This window comes from Mesorhizobium sp. LjRoot246 (assembly GCF_964254115.1).
Lineage (GTDB): Bacteria > Pseudomonadota > Alphaproteobacteria > Rhizobiales > Rhizobiaceae > Mesorhizobium.
Map to the genome: position 1 here is coordinate 2,758,374 of NZ_CAXUSN020000001.1, position 26,169 is coordinate 2,784,542.

At 63.3% G+C, this 26,169-nt stretch carries 23 protein-coding genes and 1 pseudogene; 18 read left to right on the forward strand and 6 right to left on the reverse strand.

What is annotated here, in order from left to right; all coding sequences use genetic code 11:
- From ACSQ3L_RS13250 to ACSQ3L_RS13260, 3 genes are all read right to left on the reverse strand, one after another.
- Positions 1–1,449, reverse strand: coding sequence for a multicopper oxidase family protein (locus ACSQ3L_RS13250; protein ID WP_436163428.1), 1,449 nt, complete (start codon positions 1,447–1,449; stop codon positions 1–3).
- A gap of 131 nt (positions 1,450–1,580) precedes the next feature.
- Positions 1,581–1,979, reverse strand: coding sequence for a hypothetical protein (locus tag ACSQ3L_RS13255; protein WP_436160356.1), 399 nt, complete (start codon positions 1,977–1,979; stop codon positions 1,581–1,583).
- Between the two features lie 127 nt (positions 1,980–2,106).
- Positions 2,107–3,915, reverse strand: a complete 1,809-nt coding sequence (locus ACSQ3L_RS13260; protein WP_436160357.1) for a dipeptide ABC transporter ATP-binding protein — start codon at positions 3,913–3,915, stop codon at positions 2,107–2,109.
- 190 nt (positions 3,916–4,105) lie between these two features.
- On the opposite strand from ACSQ3L_RS13260, the gene ACSQ3L_RS13265 reads away from it, so the two are divergent.
- The 9 genes from ACSQ3L_RS13265 to ACSQ3L_RS13305 all read left to right on the forward strand — a co-directional run bounded on the left by ACSQ3L_RS13265 (position 4,106) and on the right by ACSQ3L_RS13305 (position 13,466).
- Entirely contained in the window at positions 4,106–5,464 is a 1,359-nt protein-coding gene (locus ACSQ3L_RS13265) for an LLM class flavin-dependent oxidoreductase (RefSeq protein ID WP_436160358.1), read from the forward strand.
- 14 nt (positions 5,465–5,478) lie between these two features.
- Positions 5,479–6,255: a DUF427 domain-containing protein gene (locus tag ACSQ3L_RS13270; RefSeq protein WP_436160359.1), complete on the forward strand. Its 777-nt coding sequence runs from the start codon at positions 5,479–5,481 to the stop codon at positions 6,253–6,255.
- A gap of 34 nt (positions 6,256–6,289) precedes the next feature.
- A complete protein-coding gene (locus tag ACSQ3L_RS13275; RefSeq protein WP_436160360.1) occupies positions 6,290–7,927 on the forward strand; it encodes an ABC transporter substrate-binding protein in 1,638 nt (545 codons plus the stop codon).
- 7 nt (positions 7,928–7,934) lie between these two features.
- On the forward strand, positions 7,935–8,894 hold the full coding sequence (locus tag ACSQ3L_RS13280; RefSeq protein ID WP_436160361.1) for an ABC transporter permease: 960 nt from the start codon (positions 7,935–7,937) through the stop codon (positions 8,892–8,894).
- The gene (locus tag ACSQ3L_RS13285) at positions 8,891–9,778 is read left to right on the forward strand and encodes an ABC transporter permease (protein WP_436160362.1); all 888 of its coding nucleotides are present in this window, start codon (positions 8,891–8,893) and stop codon (positions 9,776–9,778) included. Before ACSQ3L_RS13280 ends, ACSQ3L_RS13285 begins: the two co-directional genes overlap by 4 nt.
- Before the next feature lie 67 nt (positions 9,779–9,845).
- Entirely contained in the window at positions 9,846–10,868 is a 1,023-nt protein-coding gene (locus tag ACSQ3L_RS13290) for an LLM class flavin-dependent oxidoreductase (RefSeq protein ID WP_436163429.1), read from the forward strand.
- 37 nt (positions 10,869–10,905) lie between these two features.
- On the forward strand, positions 10,906–11,550 hold the full coding sequence (locus ACSQ3L_RS13295) for a ThuA domain-containing protein (protein WP_436160363.1): 645 nt from the start codon (positions 10,906–10,908) through the stop codon (positions 11,548–11,550).
- A 25-nt stretch (positions 11,551–11,575) separates the two neighbouring features.
- Positions 11,576–13,069, forward strand: coding sequence for an aldehyde dehydrogenase family protein (locus tag ACSQ3L_RS13300; protein WP_436160364.1), 1,494 nt, complete (start codon positions 11,576–11,578; stop codon positions 13,067–13,069).
- A gap of 55 nt (positions 13,070–13,124) precedes the next feature.
- Positions 13,125–13,466: a hypothetical protein gene (locus ACSQ3L_RS13305; protein ID WP_436160365.1), complete on the forward strand. Its 342-nt coding sequence runs from the start codon at positions 13,125–13,127 to the stop codon at positions 13,464–13,466.
- A gap of 210 nt (positions 13,467–13,676) precedes the next feature.
- Here the strand turns inward: ACSQ3L_RS13305 and ACSQ3L_RS13310 are convergent, their stop codons facing one another.
- A complete protein-coding gene (locus ACSQ3L_RS13310; protein ID WP_436160366.1) occupies positions 13,677–15,698 on the reverse strand; it encodes an amidase in 2,022 nt (673 codons plus the stop codon).
- A gap of 146 nt (positions 15,699–15,844) precedes the next feature.
- Here ACSQ3L_RS13310 and ACSQ3L_RS13315 point away from each other — a divergent pair, with 146 nt between their 5' ends.
- Positions 15,845–16,120, forward strand: coding sequence for a hypothetical protein (locus ACSQ3L_RS13315; protein ID WP_436160367.1), 276 nt, complete (start codon positions 15,845–15,847; stop codon positions 16,118–16,120).
- A 63-nt stretch (positions 16,121–16,183) separates the two neighbouring features.
- Here the strand turns inward: ACSQ3L_RS13315 and ACSQ3L_RS13320 are convergent, their stop codons facing one another.
- Positions 16,184–16,357 (reverse strand): hypothetical protein, encoded by a 174-nt coding sequence (locus tag ACSQ3L_RS13320; protein WP_436160368.1) that lies wholly within the window; start codon positions 16,355–16,357, stop codon positions 16,184–16,186.
- A gap of 861 nt (positions 16,358–17,218) precedes the next feature.
- Here ACSQ3L_RS13320 and ACSQ3L_RS13325 point away from each other — a divergent pair.
- The 5 genes and pseudogenes from ACSQ3L_RS13325 to ACSQ3L_RS13345 form a co-directional block, all read left to right on the forward strand.
- Positions 17,219–17,416 carry a hypothetical protein gene (locus tag ACSQ3L_RS13325; protein ID WP_292183359.1) on the forward strand — a complete coding sequence of 66 codons (198 nt, stop codon included), beginning with the start codon at positions 17,219–17,221 and terminating at the stop codon, positions 17,414–17,416.
- Between the two features lie 408 nt (positions 17,417–17,824).
- Entirely contained in the window at positions 17,825–19,216 is a 1,392-nt protein-coding gene (locus ACSQ3L_RS13330) for a family 16 glycosylhydrolase (protein ID WP_436160369.1), read from the forward strand.
- Between the two features lie 101 nt (positions 19,217–19,317).
- Entirely contained in the window at positions 19,318–21,063 is a 1,746-nt protein-coding gene (locus ACSQ3L_RS13335; protein WP_436160370.1) for a type I secretion system permease/ATPase, read from the forward strand.
- Positions 21,063–22,373: an HlyD family type I secretion periplasmic adaptor subunit gene (locus ACSQ3L_RS13340; protein WP_436160371.1), complete on the forward strand. Its 1,311-nt coding sequence runs from the start codon at positions 21,063–21,065 to the stop codon at positions 22,371–22,373. The genes ACSQ3L_RS13335 and ACSQ3L_RS13340 overlap by 1 nt, the downstream gene beginning before the upstream one ends.
- A 36-nt stretch (positions 22,374–22,409) precedes the next feature.
- Positions 22,410–22,577, forward strand: a pseudogene (locus ACSQ3L_RS13345) (RNA polymerase sigma factor); the annotation flags it as partial.
- Between the two features lie 90 nt (positions 22,578–22,667).
- Here the strand turns inward: ACSQ3L_RS13345 and ACSQ3L_RS13350 are convergent.
- The gene (locus ACSQ3L_RS13350; RefSeq protein WP_436160372.1) at positions 22,668–23,234 is read right to left on the reverse strand and encodes a TetR/AcrR family transcriptional regulator; all 567 of its coding nucleotides are present in this window, start codon (positions 23,232–23,234) and stop codon (positions 22,668–22,670) included.
- Between the two features lie 103 nt (positions 23,235–23,337).
- Between ACSQ3L_RS13350 and ACSQ3L_RS13355 the strand changes: the two genes are divergently transcribed.
- The 3 genes from ACSQ3L_RS13355 (at position 23,338) to ACSQ3L_RS13365 (ending at position 26,168) form a co-directional block, all read left to right on the forward strand.
- On the forward strand, positions 23,338–24,153 hold the full coding sequence (locus ACSQ3L_RS13355) for an oxidoreductase (protein ID WP_436160373.1): 816 nt from the start codon (positions 23,338–23,340) through the stop codon (positions 24,151–24,153).
- A gap of 85 nt (positions 24,154–24,238) precedes the next feature.
- Positions 24,239–25,105 (forward strand): alpha/beta fold hydrolase, encoded by an 867-nt coding sequence (locus tag ACSQ3L_RS13360; RefSeq protein WP_436160374.1) that lies wholly within the window; start codon positions 24,239–24,241, stop codon positions 25,103–25,105.
- A gap of 61 nt (positions 25,106–25,166) precedes the next feature.
- Positions 25,167–26,168 carry an NADP-dependent oxidoreductase gene (locus tag ACSQ3L_RS13365; protein WP_436160375.1) on the forward strand — a complete coding sequence of 334 codons (1,002 nt, stop codon included), beginning with the start codon at positions 25,167–25,169 and terminating at the stop codon, positions 26,166–26,168.
- Position 26,169: the final 1 nt, after the last annotated feature.

Here is a 26,169-nt window from a genome sequence, read left to right on the forward strand (position 1 = left end):
TCAGGTCACTCGGAAGACGGTCATCAGGCCGGCCATCTGGTGATCGGCGACATGGCAGTGCAGCATCCAGTCGCCGGGATTGTCGGCGACGAAGGCACATTCGATCGTGTCCTTGGGGGCGAGCAGCACCGTGTCCTGCCATTGCCGGTGCGGCACCGGCGAACCGTTGTGGGAGAGCACCGACAGGCTGAAGCCGTGGACATGCATGGGATGCCACCAGGCGGTTTCGTTGCGCATGGTGAGATGACAGGTTGCACCGCGCGGCAAGGTGAACTGTGGCGCCATGCCCGCGTGGCCATCACCGGTCATCGACATGCCGTTGATCGCCCAGGCAGCGCCGCCATTCATGCCTGGCATTCCCATGCCCATCATGCCGCCGCCCATCATGCCACCGACGCCTTTCAGTTTGCCGCCGCCCATCATGCCGCCCTGCAGCACGATCTCCTGGCGCACGGCGTTTGCGAGGTCCGGCGCGGGCACCGGATTGCGCGGCAGGGCAAGGTATGCTGTCAAAGGATGTGCCCTGAACGGCGCCTTGTCATAGGCAAGGTTGGTCAGCGTATAGGCAAGCCCGTCATAGAAGTCGTCGATCACGGCATGCCGGCTGCCCGGATCGCCCTGCATGTCGAGCACGACATCGATACGCATGGCGGGCGCCAGCACCAGACGGCCGTCGTCAGGCTCATGCGGTTCGCAGGGCTGGCCATCGATGGCGACGACGACCGGACGGTGGCCCTCGAATCGTAGCGCCATCATGCGGGCAAGCGAGGCATTGGCGAGCCGCAGCCTGACGCGCTCGCCCGTCTTCACGCTGAGGTCTGTTGGTGTCGTGCCGTTGAGGGTGACGACGTTGCCGACGCGGCCCGACATCGACGCATCCATCATGCTGCCGAAGCCGCCGGCGATCTGCCCGTCGGCGGCAAGCCGCCAGTCCTGCAGCAGCCAGAGCAGGTCGCGGTCGACGGCGACGGGCTCGGCCTCCTCGACGACGAGAGCGCCGGCGAGCCCGCGGCCGAGCTGCACGAGGCTGTCGGCATGCGGATGGTACCAGAAGGTGCCGGCATCGGGCGGCGTGAATTCATAGACAAAATCTGTCCCCGGCTTGATCGGCGGCTGCGTCAGGCCGGGCACTCCGTCCATGGCGTTTTGCAGGCGGATGCCATGCCAATGGACCGTTGTGTCCTCGTCCAATGCGTTCTCGACCGTGATGCGAGCAGGTTGGCCCTGGCGTAGGCGAAGCATCGGACCTGGAACCGTTCCGTCATAGGCCCAGACAGGAGTGAACGGACCGTTGGGGCCGGTGAACCTGACCTGGCCCGGCGCGATCCTGATGCGGCGCTCATCGACGGCGGATGCTCGTAACGTTGCGGGACGTACGAGGGTGGCTGCAGCGACCCCCGCCGCCGCAACAACGAACCTGCGGCGTGAAATGGAATGACTGAAATCGATACTCACTCTCAAGCCCTTTACGATCTCGATCGACGGCGAGCCTCTCGACGTCGAATTGCCGTGTGCTCGCCGGCGCAAAGCGCCAGCGGCAATCAAACGCCAGTATCAGCCGCAGGGCGGCTGATACTGCGTCAGACGAGATCGATGGATTTGGGAGGGAATGGGTCGGGCAAGGAACTTCGCCCATGCAGGAACGGCATAGGCAACGCCGACGGTTGTTGCACCGGTGGAACCGCGGTGACGGCGAAGTCTTGCGGCAGTACGGCGAGCACCGGCGCGATGCAGGTTGGTGGACAGTGCATCGGCTTGTTGGTGTCGCCGGCGCCCTTGAGGCATGCGTTGCAGTCGCCATTCATGGCAGTGTCGGCCATCTTGGCCATGCCGGTGTCGGCAGGCATGGTCATGCTGCTGCCGGTCGTCATCATCTTCGCCGACATGATGCTCGGCTGGGCGGCAGACAGGCTGAACCCGGCGGTCAGGAATACCGCGAGCAGCATGACAAGGATATGTTTTGGCGACCAGCGTGCCATCATCCCTCTAGGCTGGGCTCAAAAGACGGCATTTGCAAGCCGGATTCCAATGCTGCGACAATGCCGGCATCGCACTGTGCCTGAAAGGAAACGCGCTGCTGCGGGCTTCGGACTGCCGCTGAGCCGTTCAGGAACCCTGGCCGTGCCGCCAGCAGGCGATCCAGTGGCCGGCCACGACCTGACTGGCGGGTGGCTCTGCCTTGCGGCAGTCAGGCAGGACCAGGGGGCAGCGGCCGGCGAAGGAGCATCCCGTGTGCGGGATGCCGGCTGCCTCGGTCTCGGCCGGAGCGGATAGCTTGGGCGCGGCGCCATCGGAGGACGCGGCCAGCAGCAGGGCCGTATAGGGGTGGTTGGGGCCGCGAAAGATCTGGTCGGACGAGCCGGTCTCAACCAGCCGGCCGCGATAGAGGACGCCGATCCTGTCGGCCATGTAGCGCACCACCCTGAGGTCGTGGCTGATGAACAGATAGGTGGTGTCCTTGTCGCGCTGCAGGTCGTTGAGCAGGTTGAGCACGGTCGCCTGGACGGAGACGTCGAGTGCCGAGGTTGGTTCATCGAGCACGACGACCTTCGGCATGCCGGCGAAAGCGCGCGCGATCGCCGCCCGTTGCCGTTGGCCGCCGGACAGCGACCGCGACTTCTGCTCGGCCGTGGCGCCGGCGAGGCGGACTGACTGCAGCAGGTCGCTGACCCGGGCTCTCACCTCGCCACGGCGCAGGCCGGCGAGCCGCCGCAGCGGGCGGCCGAGGATCCTGCCGATCCGCTGGCGCGGATTGAGCGTGCGGTCCGGCGACTGGAAGACCATCTGCACATCGCGCCGTTCGGCAAGGTTTCTTTTCTCGACGCGCGGCGCGACGGTCCTGCCGAACAGTTCGACCGATCCGGCGCTTGGTGTTTGCAGGCCGGTGACGATCCTTGCCAGGGTCGACTTGCCGGAACCGGATTCGCCGATCAGCCCGAAGGTTTCGCCCTGGCCGATGTCGAGATCGATATTGCTGAGCACTGGCTGGCTGCCGAAGGCATGGCTGATCCCCGTGCAGGCGATCGCGATCCGGCGTTCTTTCCGCGCGCCGGCGTCTTCGTCCTGGACTGAAGCTGGCAGGCCGGGTCTGTCCGTCTCCGCCAGTCTTCCATCCCGCTTGGTGTAGTTGAGTGCCGGGATCGAGGCGATGAGTGCCTTTGTGTAGGCATGAGAGGGGTTGTCGAAGACATCGCCTGCAACGCCGCTTTCCACGATGGCTCCCGACTGCATCACCGCCACCCGGTCGCAGGAGCGGCGGATCATGTTGATGTCGTGGCTGATCAGCAGGATGCTGGTTTTGTGATCCTTGCGCAGGTCGGAGAGGATGGCGACGATCTCGGACTGGACGCTGGCGTCGAGCGCCGTCGTCGGCTCGTCCAGCACCAGCAGCGACGGGTCGAGCGCAATCGCGATGGCAATGTTGGCGCGCTGCTGCATGCCACCGGAGAGTTCGTGCGGATAGAGTCCCAGCACGCGCTCCGGATGGCTTACCCTGACCCGCCCGAGCAGTTCGGCGGCACGCTCGCGCGCCTCGTCGGGGCGAACCGGGCGGTGCCGCATGATCGTCTCGGTGATCTGGCGGCCGATCGTCATGCTTGGATTGAGGGCCGCGCCCGGGTGCTGGTAGACGGCGGCAATATGATTTCCCCTGAGCTGGCGCAGTTGCTCGGCGGAAAGGTTGCGGATTTCGCGACCCTGGAATTCAAGCGCCGACGCCGCGATGCGGGCGTTCTTCGGCAGATAGCGCAGGATGGCGAGCGCCACCGAGCTTTTGCCAGATCCCGACTCGCCCACCAGGCCGAGCGCCTCGCCTTCGTCGATGTGCAGCGACACCCCGCTGACGGCGGGATGCGATCCCCTCCGCCCGTCATAGGCGATAGACAGCTGATCTACGTTCAGAACCGAGGAGGACATGGGAGCCTGAAACCACTTTCTTCCAGCGCTGCCATCGAGGGCAATCGCTTCCGCTTTCGCAATGCATTATCTCTATAAAATTACTCGGATTAAGTCGAAGCGCAATCTACCTTTCATCGCACAGCAGAGATTGTCGCCGCTTGCCGAGGCAGCGCGATGGTCTCCGGAGCAGATCTGGAAGGAGGCCGGCATGGCTCGAGACCACATGATCCTCAGCGCTTTTTTCTTCAACCCGCAAGGCGATCATCGGATGTCGTGGCGCCATCCGAGGGCGCCGGGGCGGGAGGTGCTGGATTTCGAGTTCTACCGCGATCTCGTGCAGGCGGCCGAGCGCGCCAGGATCGATACCATCTTCGTCGCCGACCACGTGTCGATCTGGGATTCGGTCAAGAGCGGCGTCGCCCACTACGCCAATGCCCGCCTCGAACCGCTGACGCTGCTGTCGGCGCTGGCCGGCGTGACAAAACACATCGGCCTGATCACCACCGCGTCGAGTTCCTACAGCGAGCCCTACAATGTGGCGCGCATGTTCGCTTCGCTCGACCATATCAGCAAGGGCAGGGCGTCGTGGAACGTCGTCACCTCGGCCATGGATGAGGAGGCGCGCAATTTCGGTCGTGACGGCAATATCGAGCATGCGTTCCGCTATGAGCGCGCGGCCGAATTCCTCGATATCGTCAAGGCGCTGTGGGACAGCTGGGAAGACGAGGCCCTGCTCATCGACAAGGCCTCAGGCTATTTTGCCGACCCCGACAAGGTTCATCCCATCGATCACAAGGGCAAGCATTTCAAGGTGCGCGGGCCGCTCAACGTCTCGCGACCGCCACAGGGCCATCCGCTGATCGTCCAGGCCGGCTCGTCAGAGGACGGCAAGAACTTCGCTACCGCCCAGGCGGATGCGCACTTCGCCATCTATAGCACCAAGGAAGATGGCATCAAATACCGGCAGGACATCAACGAGCGTCTTGCCCGTCACGGCAGGCGGCCGGAGAGCTTCAAGATCCTGCCCGGCATCCTGCCGATCGTCGCCGCCTCCGAGGCGGAAGGCCGGGAAAAGCAGGAATATCTGCAGACCTTGCTGCCCGACCAGGTCGGCATCGACCTTCTGTCGAGCTGGAGCGGCATCGATCTCTCCGTGTATCCGCCGGACGGGCCGCTGCCTCCGCTGCCGGACGAGAGCACGTTCAATGGCGGGCGCACGTCGCTCAACCGGGTCAGGCAGTGGGCGAAGCAGAATCTCAGCCTGCGCGAAATTGCGCGCAAGCTCGCCAATAGCGGTTCGGTGCCGACCGTTGCCGGCACGCCGGTCCAGATTGCCGACCAGTTGCAGGACTGGTTCGTTTCGGGTGCCGCCGACGGCTTCAACCTGATGTTCCCGCTGCTGCCCGAGGATTGGGTGAACTTCGCCGAACAGGTGGTGCCCGAGCTGCAGCGGCGCGGCGTCTTCCCGACCGAATACGCGCCGGGAACGCTGCGCGACCGCTTCGGCCTGGCGCGGCCCGCCAACCGCTTCGCCGAGCAGCGCGACAATGCGCGCGCCGTGTCCTGACCGGGAGAACAATCATGACCGTTGCGCCAAGATTGCAGCCGCGTGAAGCGACCGCGCCGCAGCTCGTCAATGTCCTGCACAGCCCCAAGCGCGTGCGCGTCAAGTTCGGCAGCCGCACCATCGCCGACAGCCGCAACGTGCTGGTGCTGCGCTCCAACCATTTCCTGCCGATCTATTTCTTCCCGCCATCATCGGTCGATCCGTCGGTGCTGAAGCCTTCGCTGCATCGCGAACCGCATCCGGTCGGCGGCGAGACCGCGTACTGGGATATCGACAGCGGCGACAGGCGCGCCGCCAACGCGGCCTGGGCGTTCGTGTCGCCGCCGGATGAAAACCTCGCGCCGCTGGCGGGACGCATCGCCTTCACCTGGAAGGCCGTCGATCAATGGTTCGAGGAAGATGAAGAGGTCTTCGTCCACGCGCGCGATCCCTATGCGCGCATCGATGTGCTGCAAAGTTCGAGCCATGTGCAGGTCTGGTTCGACGGCGAGCCAATCGCCGACAGCCACCGCCCGGTACTGCTGTTCGAGACGCATCTGCCAACGCGTTTCTACCTGCCGGCGGAAGACATTCGGCTGGAGCGGCTGACAGCGTCCAACTCGACGACGCGCTGTCCCTACAAAGGCATCGCCTCCTATTGGTCCGGCCTGCTGAGCGACGGGTCGGTGCGCCCGGACATCGCCTGGAGCTACCGCGATCCAATCGCGGAGATGCCCAAGATCAAAGGGCTCATCGCCTTCTATCCGCAGGCCGTCGACCGCATCCATCTCGACGGCGAACCCGTCGAATAGCTTTTCAATCTTCATTTCAGAGTAGGGGTTTAACATGACCAAACGCAGAGATATCGACGCAGTTCGCAACTTGTCGGGGGACATCTGGAATGTTGCCGTCGACGAATATCAGGGCGGCTTTCTCAAGCGCCGCGATCTCCTGAAATATGCCGCACTGCTCGGCCTCACCGGCTTTGCCGCCTCGCAGGGGTTGGGAGGCGCGCGCGCAGCGGGAGCCGCCGGCGGCACGGTCCGCGTCGGGCTCGGCCAGCCGACCAAGGCGATCGATCCGGTTTCGGTGACCGATCCGGCCAGCATCGGGGTGATCAGCCAGGTCGGCGAATATCTGATCCTCGACGATCCGAAGGACGGTTTGCAGCCGAAGCTCGCTTTGTCCTGGGAGGCCAACGAGACGGCCAGCCGCTGGACCTTCAAATTGCGGCAAGGCGTGAAATTCCACGACGGCCGCGCGGTCACGGGCCGGGATGTGGTGGCGAGCTTCGAGCGGCTGGTCGATCCGGCCAGCGGCTCGTCGGCCTTGTCGGCCTACAAGGGCATCCTGTCCAAGGGCGGCGCCAAGCTGGTCGACGACGAAACAGTCGCGTTCGATCTCGACGGCCCGAACAGCAACTTCCCCTTTTATGTCTCCTCCGACGTCTACAACGCCGTCATCCTGCCGGCCGACTATGCCGGTGATTTCGAGAAGAGTTTCAACGGCACCGGCCCGTTCAAGCTCGAATCCTTCCGTCCCAAGCAGGGCGCCAGCTTCGTGCGCAATCCGGACTATTGGGGCGACAAGGCGCTGCCCGACCGGGTCGAGATCAAGTTCTTCGACGATGAGCAAGCCCAGGTTCTGGCGCTGCAGGCCGGCCAGCTTGATGTCATCCCGAGCACGACGCGCCTGGAACTGGCGATCGAGGGCAATCCCAACTTCAAGCTGCTGAGCGTGCAGGCAAGCTCGCATGACCAGGTGCATCTCAGGACCGACCAGGCGCCGTTCACCGACAAGCGCATCCGCCGCGCGCTGGCGCTCACCATCGACCGCGAGGCGGTGGTCAAGGGCCTGCTCAAGGGCCGCGCCATCGTCGGCAATGACACCCCGTTCGCGCCGATCTTCCCGTCGGCCGATCCGTCGGTGCCGCAGCGCAAGCAGGACATCACTGAAGCCAAGCGTCTTCTCGGCGAGGCGGGCGTGCCGAACGGCTTCGAGGTGACGCTGACCACCGAGCGTGCCTATGACATTCCCGACTACGCGGTGATCATCCAGAACTTCGCCAAGAAGGCCGGCATCGACGTCAAGCTCAACGTCCTGCCACAGGACGCCTACTACGGCTCGGCGACCTTCGGCAGCTCGCCCTGGCTGGATTCGGTGCTCGGCATCACCGACTACGGCCATCGCGGCACGCCCGACATCTTCCTCAACGCCACGCTGAAGAGTTCAGGTGCCTGGAACGCGGCGCATTTCAACAACCCTGCCTACGATGCGCTGCTGCTCGACTACTCGAAGGCGCGTGATCTGCAGGCACAGCGCCTCGTTGCCGGCAAGATCCAGACCTTGCTGCTCGACGAGACGCCGGCGATCATCAGCTACTTCTCGCAATACAGCCGGATCGTCAGCTCGAAGGTCGAGGGCGTGCGCTTCACCGCGATTTCGCATCTGCTGCTCGACCGCGTTTCCTTCGTTCAGGCATGATCGCGACATGCTGACCGGCCGCATTCTGCCAGCGCGTGTGGGCACACTTGTCCTCACGCTATGGCTGGTCAGCATCCTGGTGTTCTTCGCCGGGCAGGTTCTGCCCGGCGATGTCGGCCGCGTGATGCTCGGGCCGTTTGCCGATGCGCAGGCGGTGGCGGAACTGAACAAGCGGCTGGGCGCCGACCAGCCGGTTCTCATCCAATACTGGCTCTGGTTCAGCAAGGCCGTCACCGGCGACTTCGGTACCTCGTTGTCGATGGGCGCACCGGTGGCGCCCTTCGTGCTGGAAAGCCTCAAGCGCTCCGCCGCCCTTGCCGGCATTATCCTGCTCTTTCTCGTTCCGCTGGGAGTTGGTGCCGGCGTGATCGCCGGTCTCAATGCCGGCCACTTGGTCGACCGGCTGATCGTCATGGCAGGCGTTTCCTTCGGCATCGTGCCTGATTTCGTCTCCGGCCTGATGCTGCTCATCGTTTTCGGTCTGTGGCTGAACTGGTTCCCGATTTCGGGTGTTGCGCCTGATGGCGCGGGCTTCTGGACGAACGGCCACTATCTGATCCTGCCGGCGCTGCCGCTGGTGCTGAACCTTGCCGGCTATATCGCCAGGATGACGCGGGCCGGCGTGATCGAGGCAATCGCCGCCGACTATACACGCACCGCCGTCCTGAAAGGGCTCGAGCGCCGCGAGATCATTTTTCGGCATGTGCTGCGCAATGCGCTGACGCCGACCATCGCGGTGCTGGCGACGCAGACCGGCTACATGCTTGGCGGGCTGGTGGTGATCGAAGCGCTGTTCGGCATCCAGGGCCTTGGCAATCTGGTTCTGAACGCCGCCAAGTCGCGCGATTTCCCGATGCTTGAGGCCGGCGTCCTGGTGATGGCGGCGATCTTCGTGCTGTCGGCGGCGGCGGGCGACCTTGTGCTTGCGCTGCTCGATCCGCGGCAACGCCGCCGGACCTCTTCATGACGGATGTGGCGGAATTTCCCTCGCCGCGGCGCGCCGTGGCCGGCTTTCCGGCAGTGCGCGGGATCCGCGGTGCTTTGTCCGCACTGCCCCCATCGGTCGTGATCGGATCGCTGCTGCTGCTGTTCTGGGTCGCCTGCGCGCTGTTCGGCAATCTCTTCGTTCCATACGATCCCTATGTCGAGGATTTTCTGGCGATGCTGACACCGCCCGATGCCGCGCACTGGTTCGGAACCGATCAGCTCGGCCGCGACGTGCTGTCCCGTATCATCGTCGGATCGCGCGATATCCTGCTGGTTGCGCCGCTGGCGACACTTGCCGGCGTTGCCGCTGGCAGCATCATTGGTCTGGTGCTCGGCTATTTCGACGGCCTGGTCGATGCCATCGGGGCGCGGCTGCTCGATACACTGATGGCCTTTCCGTTCATCGTTCTCGTCACCATGACGCTGGTGGCGATCGGCCCGTCGAACCTCACCGTCATCCTGGTGATCGGCATCGCCTACGCGCCGCTGGTGGCGCGCACCGTCCGGGCGGCCGTGCGCGAGCAGAAGGAGCGCGACTATGTCAGCGCCGCGCGGCTTGGCGGCGAAGGTCCGCTTGCCATCATGTTCCTGGAAATACTGCCCAACATCAGGGAAACGATCCTGATCGAGCTCGTCACAAGGCTCGGCTATGCGTTCTTTTCGATCGCGACGCTGAGCTTTCTCGGCCTCGGCATCCAGCCGCCATCGGCCGATTGGGGGCTGGCCGTCGCCGACGGCTACGGCTTCCTGACCGGCGGCAAATGGTGGGTCGTCGTCTTCAATTCCGCGGCAATCGTCTCGCTGGTCATGGCGACCAACCTGATCGCGCAAGGCATCGGCGCCTTCGAGAATAGCGATGCATGAGCTGATCCGGACGCGCCGGAATCTCTTTTGCATTGAAGCCTGACGCGCATCCTTATATCGCATGGCTATGAAGAAAATCGGTTTCCTGTCGTTCGGGCACTGGACGCCCTCGTCGCAATCGCAAGTGCGCTCGGCTTCGGACGCGCTTTTGCAATCCATCGACCTTGCCGTCGCCGCCGAACAACTGGGCGCGGACGGGGCGTATTTCCGCGTGCATCATTTCGCCCGCCAGCTCGCTTCGCCGTTCCCGCTGCTGGCCGCCGTCGGCGCCAAGACCAGCCGCATCGAGATCGGCACCGCGGTCATCGACATGCGCTACGAAAATCCGCTCTACATGGCCGAGGATGCGGGTGCCGCCGACATCATCGCCGGTGGCCGCCTGCAGCTTGGCATCAGCCGTGGCTCACCCGAGCAAGTGATCGATGGCTGGCGCTATTTCGGCTACTCGCCGCCGGAAGGCAAAAGCGACGCCGACATGGCACGGCATCACGCGGAAGTCTTCCTCGACACGCTGCGCGGCGAGGGGTTCGCACAGCCCAATCCACGGCCGATGTTCCCCAATCCGCCCGGCCTCTTGCGCCTCGAACCGCATTCGGAAGGATTGCGCGAGCGGATCTGGTGGGGCGCGGCCACCAACGCCACATCGGAATGGGCGGCGAAGCTCGGCATGAATTTGCAGAGCTCGACGCTCAAATTCGACGAGAGCGGCAAGCCTTTCCACATCCAGCAGGCCGAGCAGATACGCATCTACCGCGAGGCCTGGAAGGCGGCCGGCCACAGCCGCGAGCCGCGCGTCTCGGTCAGCCGCAGCATCTTCGCGCTGGTCGACGACCGCGACCGCGCCTATTTCGGCCGCGGCAATGAAAGCCGCGACCAGATCGGCTTCATCGAGGAGAACACCAAAGCGATCTTCGGCCGCAGCTATGCCGCCGAGCCGGATGTGCTGATCAAGGAGTTGGCTGAGGATGAGGCAATCGCCGAGGCCGACACGCTGCTACTCACCGTTCCGAACCAGCTCGGCGTCGACTACAATGCGCATGTCATCGAGGCGATCCTGACCCATGTCGCGCCGGCGCTGGGCTGGCGCTGACACCGGATCAAGACGGAACATTCCAGGGAGGTACACTATGGCGAAGAAGGCGTTGATCGCCTGGGGCGGCTGGGAAGGCCATACGCCGGAGCAGAGCGCGAACATCGTTCGCACCCTGCTTGAACGCAACGGGTTCGACGTCACGCTCGGCCAGGGCACCGCGATGTTCGCCGATCCGGAGCTTGCTTCCTTCGATCTCATCGTGCCTGTCATCACGATGTCGAAGATCGAAAAGGCTGAACTTCAGAACCTGACGCTTGCGGTTCGCCAGGGCACCGGGCTTGGCGGCTTTCACGGCACGATGGGCGACAGTTTTCGCAATGAGCCCGACTATCAGTTCATGACCGGCGGCCAGTGGGTCGCGCATCCCGGCGACATCATCGACTACACGGTCGCGATCACCCGGCCCGACGACCCGATCACAAAGGGCGTCAGTGATTTCGCCTACCGGTCGGAGCAATACTACATGCATGTCGATCCCAGCAACGAGGTGCTGGCCACAACCACCTTCACCGACGCGCATTTCCCGGGGATAGGCGGCGTCGTCATGCCGGTCGTCTGGAAGCGTCGCTATGGGGCGGGCAAGGTCTTCTACAGCGCGCTGGGGCACAATGCCGACGAATTCGCGGTGCCGGAAATGGCGCTGATTGTCGAGCGGGGTCTCATCTGGGCCGCCCGCTAGGTCGGTGCGAACTGAGGACACGAGCATGACCGTACCGGTGAGGGATTTGCCGCTGCATACGCCCATCGATGGCCGGCATCGCAAGATGCTGATCGACGGCGCCTGGTGCGATGCGCTGAGCGGCCGGACCTTCGAGACACGCAACCCTGCTAGAGGGGCTGTGATCGGCACCGTGCCGCTCTCCGATTCCCGTGACATCGATCTCGCCGTGGCGGCTGCCCGGCGCGCCTTCGACGGGCCGTGGAGCCGGTTCAAGCCCTATGAACGCCAGGTGCTGCTGCTCAAGATCGCCGACCTGATGGAGCGGCATTGGGAAGAGATCGCGCTTTCGGACACCACGGACATGGGCATGCCCATCGTGCGCACGCTTGCCAACAAGAACCGCGTCTTGGGCATGCTGCGCTTCTATGCCGGCATGGCGACGTCGATCCATGGCAACACGATCGGCAATTCGCTGCCGGGCGAGATCGTATCCTATACGCGCAAGGAGCCGATCGGCGTCGTCGGCGCCATCATTCCCTGGAACGCGCCGACCGCCGCCTCGATCTGGAAGATCGGCCCGGCGCTGGCGACCGGCTGCACCATCGTGCTGAAGCCTTCCGAGGAAGCGCCGCTGACGCCGCTGCTGATCGGCGCGCTGATGATGGAGGCCGGCGTGCCGCCTGGCGTCGTCAACGTCGTCACCGGCACGGGCGCTGAGGCCGGGGCGCCGCTTGCCGCCCATATGGATGTCGACAAGATCGTCTTCACCGGCTCGACGGTCACCGGCCAGAACATCCTGCGCGCCTCGGCCGGCAACATGAAGCGCGTCTCGCTAGAGCTCGGCGGCAAGTCGCCGGTCATCGTCTGTGCCGACGCCGATCTTGAGCGCGCCGTGCCGATCGCGGCTATGTCGGTGTTCGCCAATTCCGGCCAGATCTGCATCGCCGGCTCGCGGCTGTTCGTCGAACGGCCGATCCATGACGAGTTCGTCGAGCGGGTCTCGGCCTATGCGGCAAAACTCAGGATCGGCGACGGCGCCGACCCCGAGACCGAGATCGGGCCGCTGATTTCGCCCAGGCAACTCGAACGCGTCACCGGCTTCATCGAGGACGGCACCAGGCAAGGCGCAAGACTGGTCACAGGCGGCAACCGCATCACCGACGGTGCGCTCGGCGCCGGAAATTTCATCGCGCCGAGCGTGTTTTCCGGTGTCACCGACGACATGCGCCTCGCCCGGGAAGAAATCTTCGGCCCGGTCATCTCGGCGCTGCCCTTCGACACGCTGGACGAAGTGGTGCGGCGCGGCAACGATACGCCCTATGGGCTGGGTGCCGGCGTGTTCACCCGCGACCTCGGCAAGGCCCACCAACTGGCTAACCGCCTGCGCGCAGGCTCCGTCTGGGTCAACACCTATCACGCGATCGACCCGGCAGTACCCTTCGGCGGCTACAAGATGAGCGGCTACGGCCGGGAGGGCGGTGCGGAGCATCTCGAGGAGTATCTCAACACCAAGGGTGTGTGGATCAGGACGGATTGAGAGGGGTCGTCTGGCGACGTTTTGGCGGTGGGGTAATCCAAGGACGGAGAAAATCATGGATTCTAGGGAAAGCTGGTCCGCATCCGAAAAGAAGATCGCACGCCACGCCTTCGACGCGGCACTTGAGGTGGCGCTCGCAAGGACGATGGCCGAATTCAAAAGCAAGGCCAACGCCGCGACGCTCCCCGCCGAGATGTGGGAGGTCGAAGACTATTTGAATGAACAGCGACGGAAGATTGATCGAATGTTCGACTATCGCTACTCCCAGCTTCTTTTCGTCTTCGCTCAACTCATTCGGGCAGGCTACCTCGACGAAGGCCTGCTTGCCGGCCTGTCTCAGGACAAGCGGGATGCCATTCGTCGGGATATTGCCTTTGCCGAGAGTCGGCAGCGGTGACGCTCTACGGCGCCCCCCTCTGTCCTGCCGGACATCTCCCCCACGAGGGGAGAGATTGGCAGTTCGGGCGCCGGCCCTTTTCCTGCAACGTCGAAGATTGGCGAAGGCCGCAATGACGGCCAATCTCCACCCTCGTGGGGGAGATGTCCGGTAGGACAGAGGGGGGCGCGAAGGAACTCGACGTTGGTCGCTGGATTCTTCCCGCTCCGCTCACCCGATGCCGCCGGTGACCGCATAGGCGCCGGCGCTACGCTCATCCTCCAACCGCACTACCGCCGTCACGATCGAGCCATACGAGCCGCGCCAGACGCTGTGGAACCGCTGATGTTCGGCAGTCGGGACGAGCGCGCGTCCGGTGAAGCGCGCGCCGCTTCGCTGCATCGCAGCCGGCTCGCCGTTGATATGCACCCTGACGCTGGCCGCCTCAGTTGCTTCGCTGGGCAGGTCGAGTGTGATGACGATTTCGTCCTGATCGCCGGAAGGCCGCGTTTCGGCGGAAAGCGCGATGGCGAACGGAGGCGCTTTGCCGTCGCCGGATTGGGCGGGCCGGCTCGGAAAAACATCGTCGTCCAACTCAGGCGTGCGCGGCGGGCGGCTACGGCGCTGACTGGAGCGTTCGTAGTCGCCGGCCATGCGCAGCAGCCTCTCATCGTCATAGGCCTTGCCGGCGAAAGTCAGGCCGACCGGCATGCCGATGTCGGCCATGGTGCCCATCGGTACGGTGATAGTGGGAATGCCGAAATGGCGCCAGACCAGATTGCCGTTGGCGACCCAGGTGCCGTTGCGCCAGGCAAGGTCGGCGGACGCCTCGTTAATGTCGGCGTCGGCCGGACCGACATCGGCGGCGGCGGGCAGCGCCACGGCGTCGAGCCCTTGCGCGTCGAGCCAGTCCTCGAAATCGATCCGTCTCGTCGCTTCCAGCCCCTTCAGGCCGTCCTCCATCGTCGGGATATCCAAAACAGGCGTGACGCCGGATTTCGCGCGCTCGACATACTCGGCCAGATCAAAGCCGCCTTCATAGCGGTCGGGTAGTGTGCCCGGCGGCTGCGGGAAGATCTTTGGGCCGTCGACCGAAACGAGATCGGGCAGCGCCGGGTCGGCATTGGCGCGCAAGAAATCGTCCCAGCCCCAGATGCAGAGATCCCAGAGTTCGCGCTCGGCGAAGTCCGGCGGCACAAATCCGCGCTCGACCATGCTGCGCGCGCCGGGGCGGTCGCGCTCATAGTTGGAAACGACGGGAAAATTGACCTCGATCACCTCGGCGCCAAGCCGTCTGAGATCGGCTGCCGCCTGTTGCCACAGGGCCAGCACCGAGGCGCGGGTTTCGATCGGCTTGTCTGCCTCGCTGTCGCGGCCGATATACATTCTGGGCACGCCTAGGCGCTTGCCTTTCAGCGATCCCGCCAGCGTGAGGTCGGTATAGCGGGGCGGCCGCACGTCGGAGCTTTTCGGCAGCGCGACCCAAGGCTGGGCGCGCCAGAAATCGCCTCGCGTCTCGGGATCGTCGGCGACAATCACGTCGAGCAGTTCGAGCATGTCGGGCACGTTGCGCGTGTGCGGCACGATGACATCCATGGTCGGCACCAGCGGCCAGTTGCCGCGCACTGAAATGACGCCGCGCGACGGCGTGTAGGCGACCAGCGCATTGTTGGTGGCCGGTGCGCGGCCGGATGACCAAGTTTCCTCGCCAAGCCCGAAGGCGCAGAAGCTGGCTGCCGTCGCCGTGCCGGAACCGTTGGACGAGCCCGACGCGAAGGCGGCGGTCAGATAGTCGACATTGTAGGGGCTCTCGGCGCGGCCATAGACGCCGCGCTGCATGCCGCCATTGGCCATTGGCGGCATGTTGGTGAGGCCGATCAGCACCGCGCCGCCGGCGCGCAGCCGGGCGATGGTGAAGGCGTCCTCATTGGCGACGAGATGCTCGAAGGCCGGGGAGCCGGCGGCGACCGTCAGGCCCGAGACCTTGTAACTGTCCTTGGCGGTGTAGGGAATGCCGTCGAGCGGCCCGAGCACGGCGCCGTTGCGGCGCCGCTGGTCGGAAGCGGCCGCGTCTTCGAACATCGCGGGGTTGAGCACGGGGACGGCGTTGAGGGCGATGCCATGGCGGTCGAAATGCGCAATGCGCCTGAGATAGGCTCCGACCAATTCGACACTGGTGACGGTGCCGTCGTCGAGCGCGCGCCGCAATTGGTCGATCGTCGCTTCGACGAGATGAAGGCTGGCATCGGTCATTGCTGGTCCCAAATTTCCACGCGCCATGGATGAGCGAGGCCGTTAGCTTCGGCAAGAGCCTATCGCGGCCTTTTCTGGAACTTTTGTCCGGCTGGCGATTTTGGATGTATGCTGTGATTCCAGAATGGCCAGGAGGGGTGTTGCCGATGACCACGAAATGCGTTGCGATCCTCGCCCTCGCTGTTGCCATGGGCTCAAGCTTTTGCGCCTCGGCCTTCGCCGGCGACCGGCATCACGACCGCCGGGTTCAATCCGAACGCTACGTTCCCGCCGATGACGATCTCATCGACTTCCTGTTCGGCGGCCCGCGCTACTACGACCAGCAGTTGTTCACGACGGCGGCCGGCGCCTGCTCCTACCATCGTGTCGGACCCGACGCGAATGCGTTGAACAAGATCAACGATCATCATTGTGGGAAGTAGGGCAGTAGGGCAGTAGGGCAGTAGGGCAGTAGGGCAGTAGGGCAGTAGGGCAGTAGGTACGCCTCAGCGCTGGCTGTTCTCCTTCATCCGTTCGATGATTTCGGCCATCAGCGCTAGGTCGCGGCGTGAATCGGCGAGGTCGGTCAGCGGTTTGGTGCCTTCGGTGATGTGGCGGTGGAAAATCTCGAGTTCATTTGAGAAGGCATCGCCATAGAGCGGCCCGGAGGTTTTCGTCACCGGGCCGAGCGGGTGTTGGAATGCACCTCGACCTTGGCGTCGAACAGGCCGAGATCGTCGACCATCGCGTCATACAGACAAGCGAAATGGCCGTAGTCGAAGGTGACTGACCAGGCCGACGACGGATGCCCAGTCGGCCCAGAAAGAGGGATCGAGGAGGAGAGCCGCCAGGGAGGGGCGGCTCTCCTCAGCGCCCGCCGAATGGGCGGCGAGCGCGTTGTCTGCAGGTGTGCTCACTTCAACACGGCCTTGGCCTGCTCGGCGTCGATGGTCGAGTCTATGCAGCCCCGGTTCGGGCGCTTTTTGATGTCAGGCATTGCTCCTCCCAGAGCGCTAGCCGATGCCCATGCAAGCATTTCCACATGTTTTATAAAAAATTGACACGCGTCAAGATTTAAAATGATGCGCAGAGATTTTGGCCATGTGGCCCTCCGGAATGATTGGCTTGCCGGGCATGCGCTACAACCAAGACGAGAAAAATATCGCGGAGGGAACCTTTTAGGGGTATCGGCATTGGTCGCTACTTTTGTGCAAGGGGAGGTGGGGATGGAAATTGTCCGCAACGGTCGAAGGAGACCCGTGCATCGGGTTTTGCCGGCACGAAGTGCCGCTGGCACTGCTTACCGCGATCGGAAACCGTCCAGCCCGGCAATTTTTCGCCGCTGCCATCCTTGTCGGCGTTGAACTGCTGGCGGGCCGATCAAGGCGATCGGTCGCTTTGAGATGACCTGTTGGCGTGCGCAAGGCCAGCCGGCATCGCATCAAAAAATCATACCGTAAGGGAAATCACGCTCTGTCGTCGAAAGCGGCGGTGAGGCAAGGGAAGCAAGGGGAGGTTGTAGAGCGTTGGAACGTGAAACAATGTCTGATCAGGACGACCTGATCCGAGCGGCCATTGGAAGGCTGCTCGCCGAGAAGACAGGCGCCGCCGTCATATCGATGAAAGAGAGCATCACGGAGCTTCTGACGCTGACCGGTGCCGCGCTGGATGAAAGACTGCAGGACCTGCTGCTGGAAATGGCCGAAGTCCGCGGCATGATGGTTGCGCTCGATATTTAGGGCAGTATCGGCTGGGATGCGTGCGCGTCAGCCCGGCGGCAGCGCCTTCATCGTCTGCATCTACCACCCGGTCATCTCCGGCCTGACAGTCATCCTGGCGTACCCGCCCGCCGGGCGCAGGGAACTGGTCCGTCAACCGAGTTCCGCACGCCGAGTTCCTGGCCTATACGCAGTCCGAACCCGAAGAGCCTTCGCTCACTCTCTTCTGATTCTCATCGTGGGTGGCGCACCCGCGAACTTCCACAGGATCGACGGCAAGGTCCGCTTTTTCAGGCACCACCAGAGGCGTTCGGCCGCTCCCGCATTTACCTTTTGGTAACCCTCCTAAGTTGGGAGACAAAACGTATCGGCTCCTTTTGCCTTCCATCGTGTTAGGGCTTGGAACAAACCAACGGAGCTGTGAGTAAAATGGCCACCGTAACCAACGCCAAGGGCGTTCCGCTCCCCTATAGCGGGTCCTCCGTAAGGTGGTACTCGGCGACGAATTCGGGTCCGGCCCTCTACGGCAGCATCTATAATGATTCGCTGTATGGCGATGGCAGCGTCAGCGTCACGATGTATGGCGGCAAGGGCGACGATATTTACTACCTGTACTCCTTGAAGAACAAAGCGGTGGAGCTGCCCAACGAGGGTATCGATACGATCTCAACCTGGACGAGCTATAGGCTGCCGGAGAATTTCGAGAATCTGACCGTCACGGGCGATAAACAATATGCCTTCGGAAACGCGCTGAACAACATCCTCATCGGCGGCTCCGGCCAGCAGACGCTCGACGGTTTGAAGGGCGACGATGTTCTCAAGGGTGGTTCCGGCGGGGACATTTTTGTCGTCAATCCAGGCAATGGCAGCGACCTCATTCTCGACTTCGGCGCCGACGATACCGTGCGCGTCGGGGGCTACGGCTTCACCTCCTTCGACCAGGTGCACGCCAACATGGTGCAGTCGGGATCGAACGTCCGACTCAATCTGTCGCCAACCGAGTTTCTCGTCTTCGCCAACAAGACCATCGACCAGTTCAGCGCCAACCAATTCGATCTCGCTCTGGACAGATCGCATCTGACGCTCACCTTCTCGGACGAGTTCAATACGCTGAACCTGCATAGCGGTTCGAGCGGGACCTGGGATACGAACTTCTGGTGGGGTGCTCCGAACGGCAGCTCGCTCACCTCCAACGGCGAGCTTCAGTGGTATATCGACGCCAGCTACGCCCCCACGAGTTCCGTCAACCCGTTCAGCGTCCAGGACGGTGTTCTCACCATTACGGCCGCCCGGGCTCCCGACGCGATCAAGCCCTATATAAACAACTATGATTACACATCAGGTCTGCTGACGACCTACCATTCCTTCGCACAGACCTACGGATATTTCGAAATTCGCGCCGACATGCCCGAAAAGCAGGGTGCATGGCCGGCCTTCTGGCTTCTTCCGGCGGATGGGTCCTGGCCGCCGGAACTAGACGCCGTGGAGATGGTCGGCCAGGATCCCAACAAGCTCACCCTGACCAGCCACTCGAATGCGACGGGGTCGCATACGAAAGTGACCTCGACCGTATATGCAGCGGATACCGAAGGGTTCCACAAGTATGGGGTGCTTTGGACACCAAGCGAACTGGTTTGGTACTTCGACGATGTCGAAGTTGCCCGTGCACCAACGCCCGCCGACATGCACAAGCCAATGTATATGCTGGTCGACCAGGCTGTCGGCGGCATGGCGGGAGCGCCGGCCGACGGGCTCGCCACCCCTTCTGAAATGCACATCGACTATGTCCATGCCTACGCGCTGAATGATTGGTTCATCTAGGGGCCATGCTGGAAGATGGAGTGAAACCGACACCCTTCGCCAACTGTTCTCGTACGCGTTCATTGCCGCTCGCGCCCGAGCTGGAACCAAGGTGAAAGACGATGTCTCACTCCCATCCATCTGAGCCGCCGCGAACGACCCTCACGGCGGTGTTGGCTTATTTTCGTAGGGCATTCGCCGGTATCGCCTTGATGAGCGGGGTCGTCAACGTCCTGGCGCTGACCGGCTCGTTCTTCATGCTGCAGGTCTACGATCGCGTCATCCCCGGCCGCAGCGTGCCGACGCTGGTCGGCCTTGCCGTGTTTGCGGCAATGCTGTTCGTCTTTCAGGGCGTTCTCGAGCTGATCCGATCGCGGCTGCTGGTGCGTATCGGCATGGCGCTCGATGCGCGGCTCAGCGGGCAGGTCTACACCGCACTAATGCGTCTGCCGTTGCGCGCGAAGCTCACCGGCGATGGCTTGCAGTCATTGCGGGACCTCGATCAGGTCCGATCGTTCCTGTCGAGCGTTGGGCCGACCGCGCTGTTCGACCTGCCGTGGATGCCGCTTTATCTCGCAATCTGCTTCCTGTTCCATTTCTGGATCGGTATGACCGCGCTGCTGGGCGCTATCATTCTGTTTGGCTTGACCTTGCTGGCGGAAGTGCGCACCAAGGAGCCCGCGAAACGTGCCAACCTCCAAGCCGCCGCACGCAACACGCTGGCGGAGGCGACGCGCCGCAATGTCGAGGTCCTTCAGGCGATGGGTTTTGGCCCACGCATCGCCGAGCGCTGGTCAGTCGTCAACGCCGACTATCTCGGGACCAATGCCAAGGCGAGCGATTTGGCGGGGACGCTCGGAACGATTTCGAAAGTCGTGCGCATGATGCTTCAATCCGGCATCCTGGCGATCGGCGCCTACCTCGTCATCCATCAGGAGGCGACGGGCGGCATCATGATCGCCAGTTCGATCATGATGAGCCGGGCGCTGGCACCGATCGAACTCGCGATCGCGCATTGGAAGAGCTTCGTCAGCGCCCGCCAGGCCTGGGCGCGCCTGACCCAGCTTCTGGCGCTGCTGCCCGAGGCAGCAACAACTGTTTCGCTTCCGCCGCCGTTGTTTCGCCTTTCGGTGGAAGGCGTCAGTGTGGCGCCGCCGGGCGAGCGCCGCCTTGTCGTCCAGGATGCGGGCTTCGTGCTGGAGAAAGGCGCTGGCCTCGGCATCATCGGTCCGAGCGCTTCGGGAAAATCCTCGCTCGTCAGAGCTATCGCCGGCGTCTGGCTGCCGGTGCGCGGTACCGTCAGGCTCGACGGTGCGACGCTCGACCAGTGGTCGTCGGAAGAACTCGGCAAGCATGTCGGTTATCTCCCGCAGGATGTCGAGCTGTTCGACGGCACCATTGCCGAGAACATAGCTCGCTTCGAACCCCAGGCGCCCTCGGACAAGATACTGACCGCCGCGCGCGCCGCCGGTGTTCATGATCTGGTCGTTCATCTGCCTGAAGGCTATGAAACGCGGATCGGCGAGGCCGGGTCGGCGCTTTCCGCGGGTCAGAGACAGCGGGTCGCCTTGGCGCGTGCTCTCTATGGCGATCCGTTTCTTGTCATACTCGACGAGCCGAATTCCAATCTCGATGCCGACGGCGAAGCCGCCTTGACGGCGGCTATCCAGGGCGTGCGCGACAGAGGCGGCATGGCCATCGTGGTGGCTCATCGGCCGAGCGCGTTGCAAAGCCTTGACCAGATCCTTGTCATGACGAACGGCAGCATTCAGGCCTTTGGCCCGAAGAATGAGATCATGACCAAGGTGACCCGCCCCATCAGTGTTCCTTTGAAAGTTGTCTCCAGTCCTGAAGAGGCGGCGCTCTGATGGCGGAGAGGGCGACATCGGTGATCGACCGGACCATCCGACGCTATCTGCTTGGCGGCGTTGCGACGTGCATCCTTCTGGTCGGCGGAGCGGGCAGCCTTGCCGCGGTGACCGACCTCTCCGGCGCGGTCATTGCCTCGGGAAAGCTGGTTGTCGATTCCAGCGTCAAAAAGGTGCAGCATCCGACGGGCGGCGTGGTCGGCCAGATCTTCGTGCGTGAAGGCGATGCCGTGCAGGCGGGACAGGTTCTAATTCATCTCGATGAAACCGTCACCCGCGCCAATCTGGCTATTGTCACCAAGAGCACGGATGAACTCGATGCCCGCCTGGCACGCCTCGAGGCCGAGCGCGATGGTGCGGACGCCATCGGTTTTCCGCCGTCGCTGACGTCTCGGCGGGACGATCCCGATGTCGGCGGCACAATGGCCGGCGAGCAGTCGCTGTTCGAGTTCCGCCGACAGGCACGCGCCGGCCAGAAGGCGCAGTTGGCGGAACGTATCTCCCAGCTCGCGGAAGAGGTCTCCGGATTGACCGAGCAAAGAGACGCCAAGAGCCAGGAAATCAAGCTGATCGGAACCGAGCTCGCGGGCATGCGTACATTATGGGACCGCAAGCTGGTCTCGATTGATCGCATCACCGCCCTTGAGCGCGAGGCCGTGCGGCTGGAGGCTGAACATGGGCAGCTAACCGCGGCGATAGCACAGTCGAAAGGCCACACATCGGAAATCCGCCTGCAAATCATTCAGATCGATCAGGATCTGCGCAGCGAGGTTGCCACGGAGCTGCGTGAGGTCCAGGCAAAGCTCTCGGAACTCGTCGAACGCAAGGTATCGGCCGAGGACCAGCTCAAGCGCATCGACATACGCAGCCCGCAGGCCGGCGTCGTCCTTCAGCTTGCCGTGCATACGATTGGGGGCGTCATCACTGCGGGCGAGCCGGTCATGCTCATCGTGCCGGTCGCGGACCAACTGACCGTCGAAGCCCGCGTCGCCCCGCAGGACATCGATCAGCTGAAACAGGGGCAGGGGGCGACGCTGCGGCTTTCGGCCTTCAATCAGCGAACCACGCCCGAACTCAACGGTACCGTCAGCAAGATCTCCGCCGATCTCAGCACCGACGAGCGAAGCGGCGCCGGCTACTACACCGTGCATATCGTCTTGCCGCGCGCGGAACTTACGAGACTCAAGGGACTGACCCTGGCGCCCGGCATGCCCGTCGAGGTGTTCTTCTCGACCAGCAGCCGCACGATGCTGTCCTATCTCATCAAGCCGCTGGCGGATCAGATACAGCGCGCATTCCGGGAGGAGTGAAACGCGCCGGGTGTCCAGCCGATAGATGAGTAACACTTCGAACACCAGGCCGACCCGAAGCCGCATCACTTCATGTGGCTGGAGTGGCGAGAAGGGCGGATCAGCTTCATCCGCGACTACCGCTATGTCAGCTATATCGCCGACGACGCGGAGCTGGTGCTGGCAAGGGACGCCGGACCCTTTGGTCGCGGCGCTGGGCATTGAAGAGTGGCGACCTTGATGCGAAGCTTTTCGGGCAGGGCGGCTTGAGGATGTGCTTTCCTGACCAATGTGACTGATGGTGCGCGACGCTGGCTAACGCTGCTCGATCAGTACGCGCGCCGCATCTTTCCCCGCTGAGAGGATGCGATCGGACAATTCCGTCCCCCCCACGGCGCGGGCCATTTGAAGCGCACCGATGAGCGTCGCAAAGACAGCCAGCGCCACGCCTTCCGGATCCCTGGCCTGCGGAAATGCTTCAGCCAACTGGCGCACCAAAGCCAGCAAGTGATCTGTATAGGCTTCACGCGTTTCAGGCGGCTGACGGGCAAGCTCCGGCAGCAGCGCGGCTGACGCGCAGCCTTTTCCGGGATTGTCGCGGTGCTCCGTCGATAGATACATCTCCATTGCCATCTCCGGGCCACCGGCGGCCAACGCTTCCCGTATTTGTTGCGCCTGAAGCTCCATCGCCGCCGCCACGCTTTCGCGCACAAGCTCCGCCTTGGATTGGAAGTGCGGATAGAAGGCGCCGTTCGTCAGCCCGGCGTCGCTCATGATGGTCGCCAGTCCGGACGCGGCTATGCCTTCGCCGCGAAAACGGTCGGCGGCGACCTCCAGGATCCGTCCGCGTGAGGCGTCCCTTCTGCCCTTTTCGTAGCGCATGGCTGCCATTCCTTTCTGCTATTGCATTATGACCATAATCTGATATTACGACTGTAATTCAACCGCAGCAAAAAAGCTAGCCCCCATGAGTTTGGAGCACGAAATGAATGCGAATTCCGGAAAAACCGCTGTTGTGACCGGCGCCTCTTCGGGCATCGGCCGCGCCAGTGCCGAGGCCCTGGCGCGGGCTGGGTTCACTGTCTTCGGGACCAGCCGGCGCAAGGCCGGCAACGACCCGGACGGGGTGACCATGCTGGTTTGCGACGTGACCGACGGTGAGGCCGTCGCCGCACTCGTTTCGACAGTGCTGTCGCAGACCGGCCGGATCGACCTGTTGGTCAACAATGCCGGCGTCGGCCTGCTTGGAGGCGCCGAGGAATTCTCGATCGCGCAGGTGCAGGCCCTGTTCGACGTCAATCTGTTCGGCGTCATCCGCATGACCAATGCGGTGTTGCCGTCGATGCGGCAACGTGGCGAAGGGCGCATCGTCAATATCGGCTCGGTGTTGGGACTGGTGCCGGCGCCGTATTCAGCGCATTATTCGGCGGTCAAGCACGCGCTCGAGGGCTATTCGGAATCGCTCGACCACGAGGTTCGTGCCTTCAATATCCGCGTCTCGGTCATCGAGCCGGCATTCGTTCGCACTGTCTTCGACCAGAACGGGATCCAGCCGGATTCGCTGTTGAAGGAATACGATCAGGCTCGAGCTACGCTGGAAGCGCTGCTTCGCGATGTGATGCCCGTAGCCGACCGGCCGGAAGTGGTGGCGGCGGTGGTCGTCAAGGCAGCGACCGATGCCCATCCGCGACGGCGCTACACCGCCGGCAAGGCTGCGCGCCAGGTCAGCCTGCTGCGCCGCTTTGCCCCTGCGGGGATATTCGACAAGAGCCTGCGCAAACAGTTCCGCCTGCCGGTTTGAACGACAGCGAGCACAGGATTTCACGCACATGCGACTCGCAACGACAACACAGTCGGCCAGGCCCCACAAGACGGAGGTGCCGAGCATGACGCATGGATTCAATCGATTGCCTCACTCACCGGCATTGTTCCAGGACACGCCGACGCGCTCCGTCGATGTCGGCGGCACGGCATTTGTCTACCGGGAAGTCGGCACCAGGACGGGCGTGCCGGTGATCCTGCTCAACCATCTCGGCGCTCAACTGGACAATTTCGATCCACGCATCGTCGATGGCCTCGCCGCGACCCGGTGGGTGATTGCGTTCGACAACAGGGGTGTCGGTGCTTCGGGCGGCAAAACGCCGTCAAGCATTGCCGAGATGGCACGCGATGCGGTCGCCTTTGTCCGGGCGCTGGGGTTCGAGCAAGTCGATCTCTTCGGCTTTTCACTCGGCGGTTTCGTGGCCCAGGAGATTGTGCTGACCGAGCCCAAGCTTGTGCGCAAGCTCATCCTGGCCGGAACCGGGCCGGCCGGTGGCCAAGGTATAGACAAGATGACGCCACTGACGATCGTCGACATGATCAAGGGTGCGCTGACTTTTCGGGATCCGAAATACTATCTGTTCTTCACAAGAACGGTGAATGGGCGCCGCGCCGCCAAGGCGTTCCTGCAGCGGCTGACGGAGCGCAAGGCCGACCGCGACAGGCCGATATCGCTAAGCGCGTTCGGCGCGCAACTCAAGGCGGTCAAGGCTTATGGACTGCAGGCGCCGCAAGATTTGAGCGTCATCCGCATCCCCGCGCTGGTTGCAAACGGCGATCACGACAGGATGGTGCCGAGCGGAAACACCTACGATCTCGCCCGGCGCATTCCGGGAGCGCAATTGGTGATCTATGCGGATGCCGGGCATGGCGGGGTGTTCCAGAACCACGCGGATTTCGTTCCGAAAGCGCTGGCCTTCCTCAAGGCCTGACGCCTCTCTCCGGGGCGGTTTTCGTCCCGGAACATCAACAATCTTTCAGAAAGTCACTGCCATGAAGGCATTCGTCGTCGACAAGTATAGCAAGAACGGCACTCTGCGGCTGGCCGAGATGCCGGAGCCGAAACTCGGGGACAGCGATGTCCTGGTCGAGGTTCATGCCGCAGCGGTAAACCTGCTCGATTCCAAGGTCAAGACCGGAGAGTTCAAGCTCATCTTGCCCTATCGCCGGCCCTTCATCCTGGGCCATGACGTGGCGGGGAGGGTAGTGCGCGTGGGAGCGAAAGTCCGCAAATTCAAAGCCGGCGATGATGTCTATGCTCGGCCGCGCGACGGCCGGATCGGGACGTTCGCCGAATTCATCGCCATGGATGAGGCCGACGTGGCCTTGAAGCCTGTGAATCTCAGCATGGAGGAGGCAGCCTCGATCCCGCTGGTCGGCCTGACCGCCTGGCAGACGCTCGTCGAAAGGGCAAACCTGAAGAAGGGACAGAAGGTCTTCATTCAGGCCGGTTCCGGCGGCGTGGGGACATTCGCCATCCAGCTGGCAAAGCATCTCGGCGCAACCGTCGCGACCACCGCCAGCGCGGCGAGTGCCGGTCTGGTCAAGGGGCTCGGCGCCGATGTCGTCGTCGACTACAGGAAAGACGATTTCGAAAAAGTCCTGTCGGGCTACGACGTCGTCTTGAACAGCCAGGACGCCAAGACGCTTGAAAAATCCCTCGCTGTGCTGAAATCGGGTGGCAAGCTCATCTCCATCTCCGGTCCGCCGGATCCCGAATTCGCCAGGGATAAGGGACTGAACGTAATGCTGAAGCTGGTGCTGCGCCTGCTGAGCCGCGGTATTCGTACCAGAGCCAGGCGCCGTGGCGTGACGTTCTCGTTCCTTTTCATGTGGGCGCAGGGCGAGCAGCTGGGCAAGATCACATCGCTCATCGAAACCGGCGCTATCCGGCCGGTTGTCGATCGCGTCTTTCCCTTCGAAGCGACCAACGAGGCGCTGGCCTACGTCGAAACAGGACGCGCCAAGGGCAAGGTGGTCATCAAGGTCAAATAGC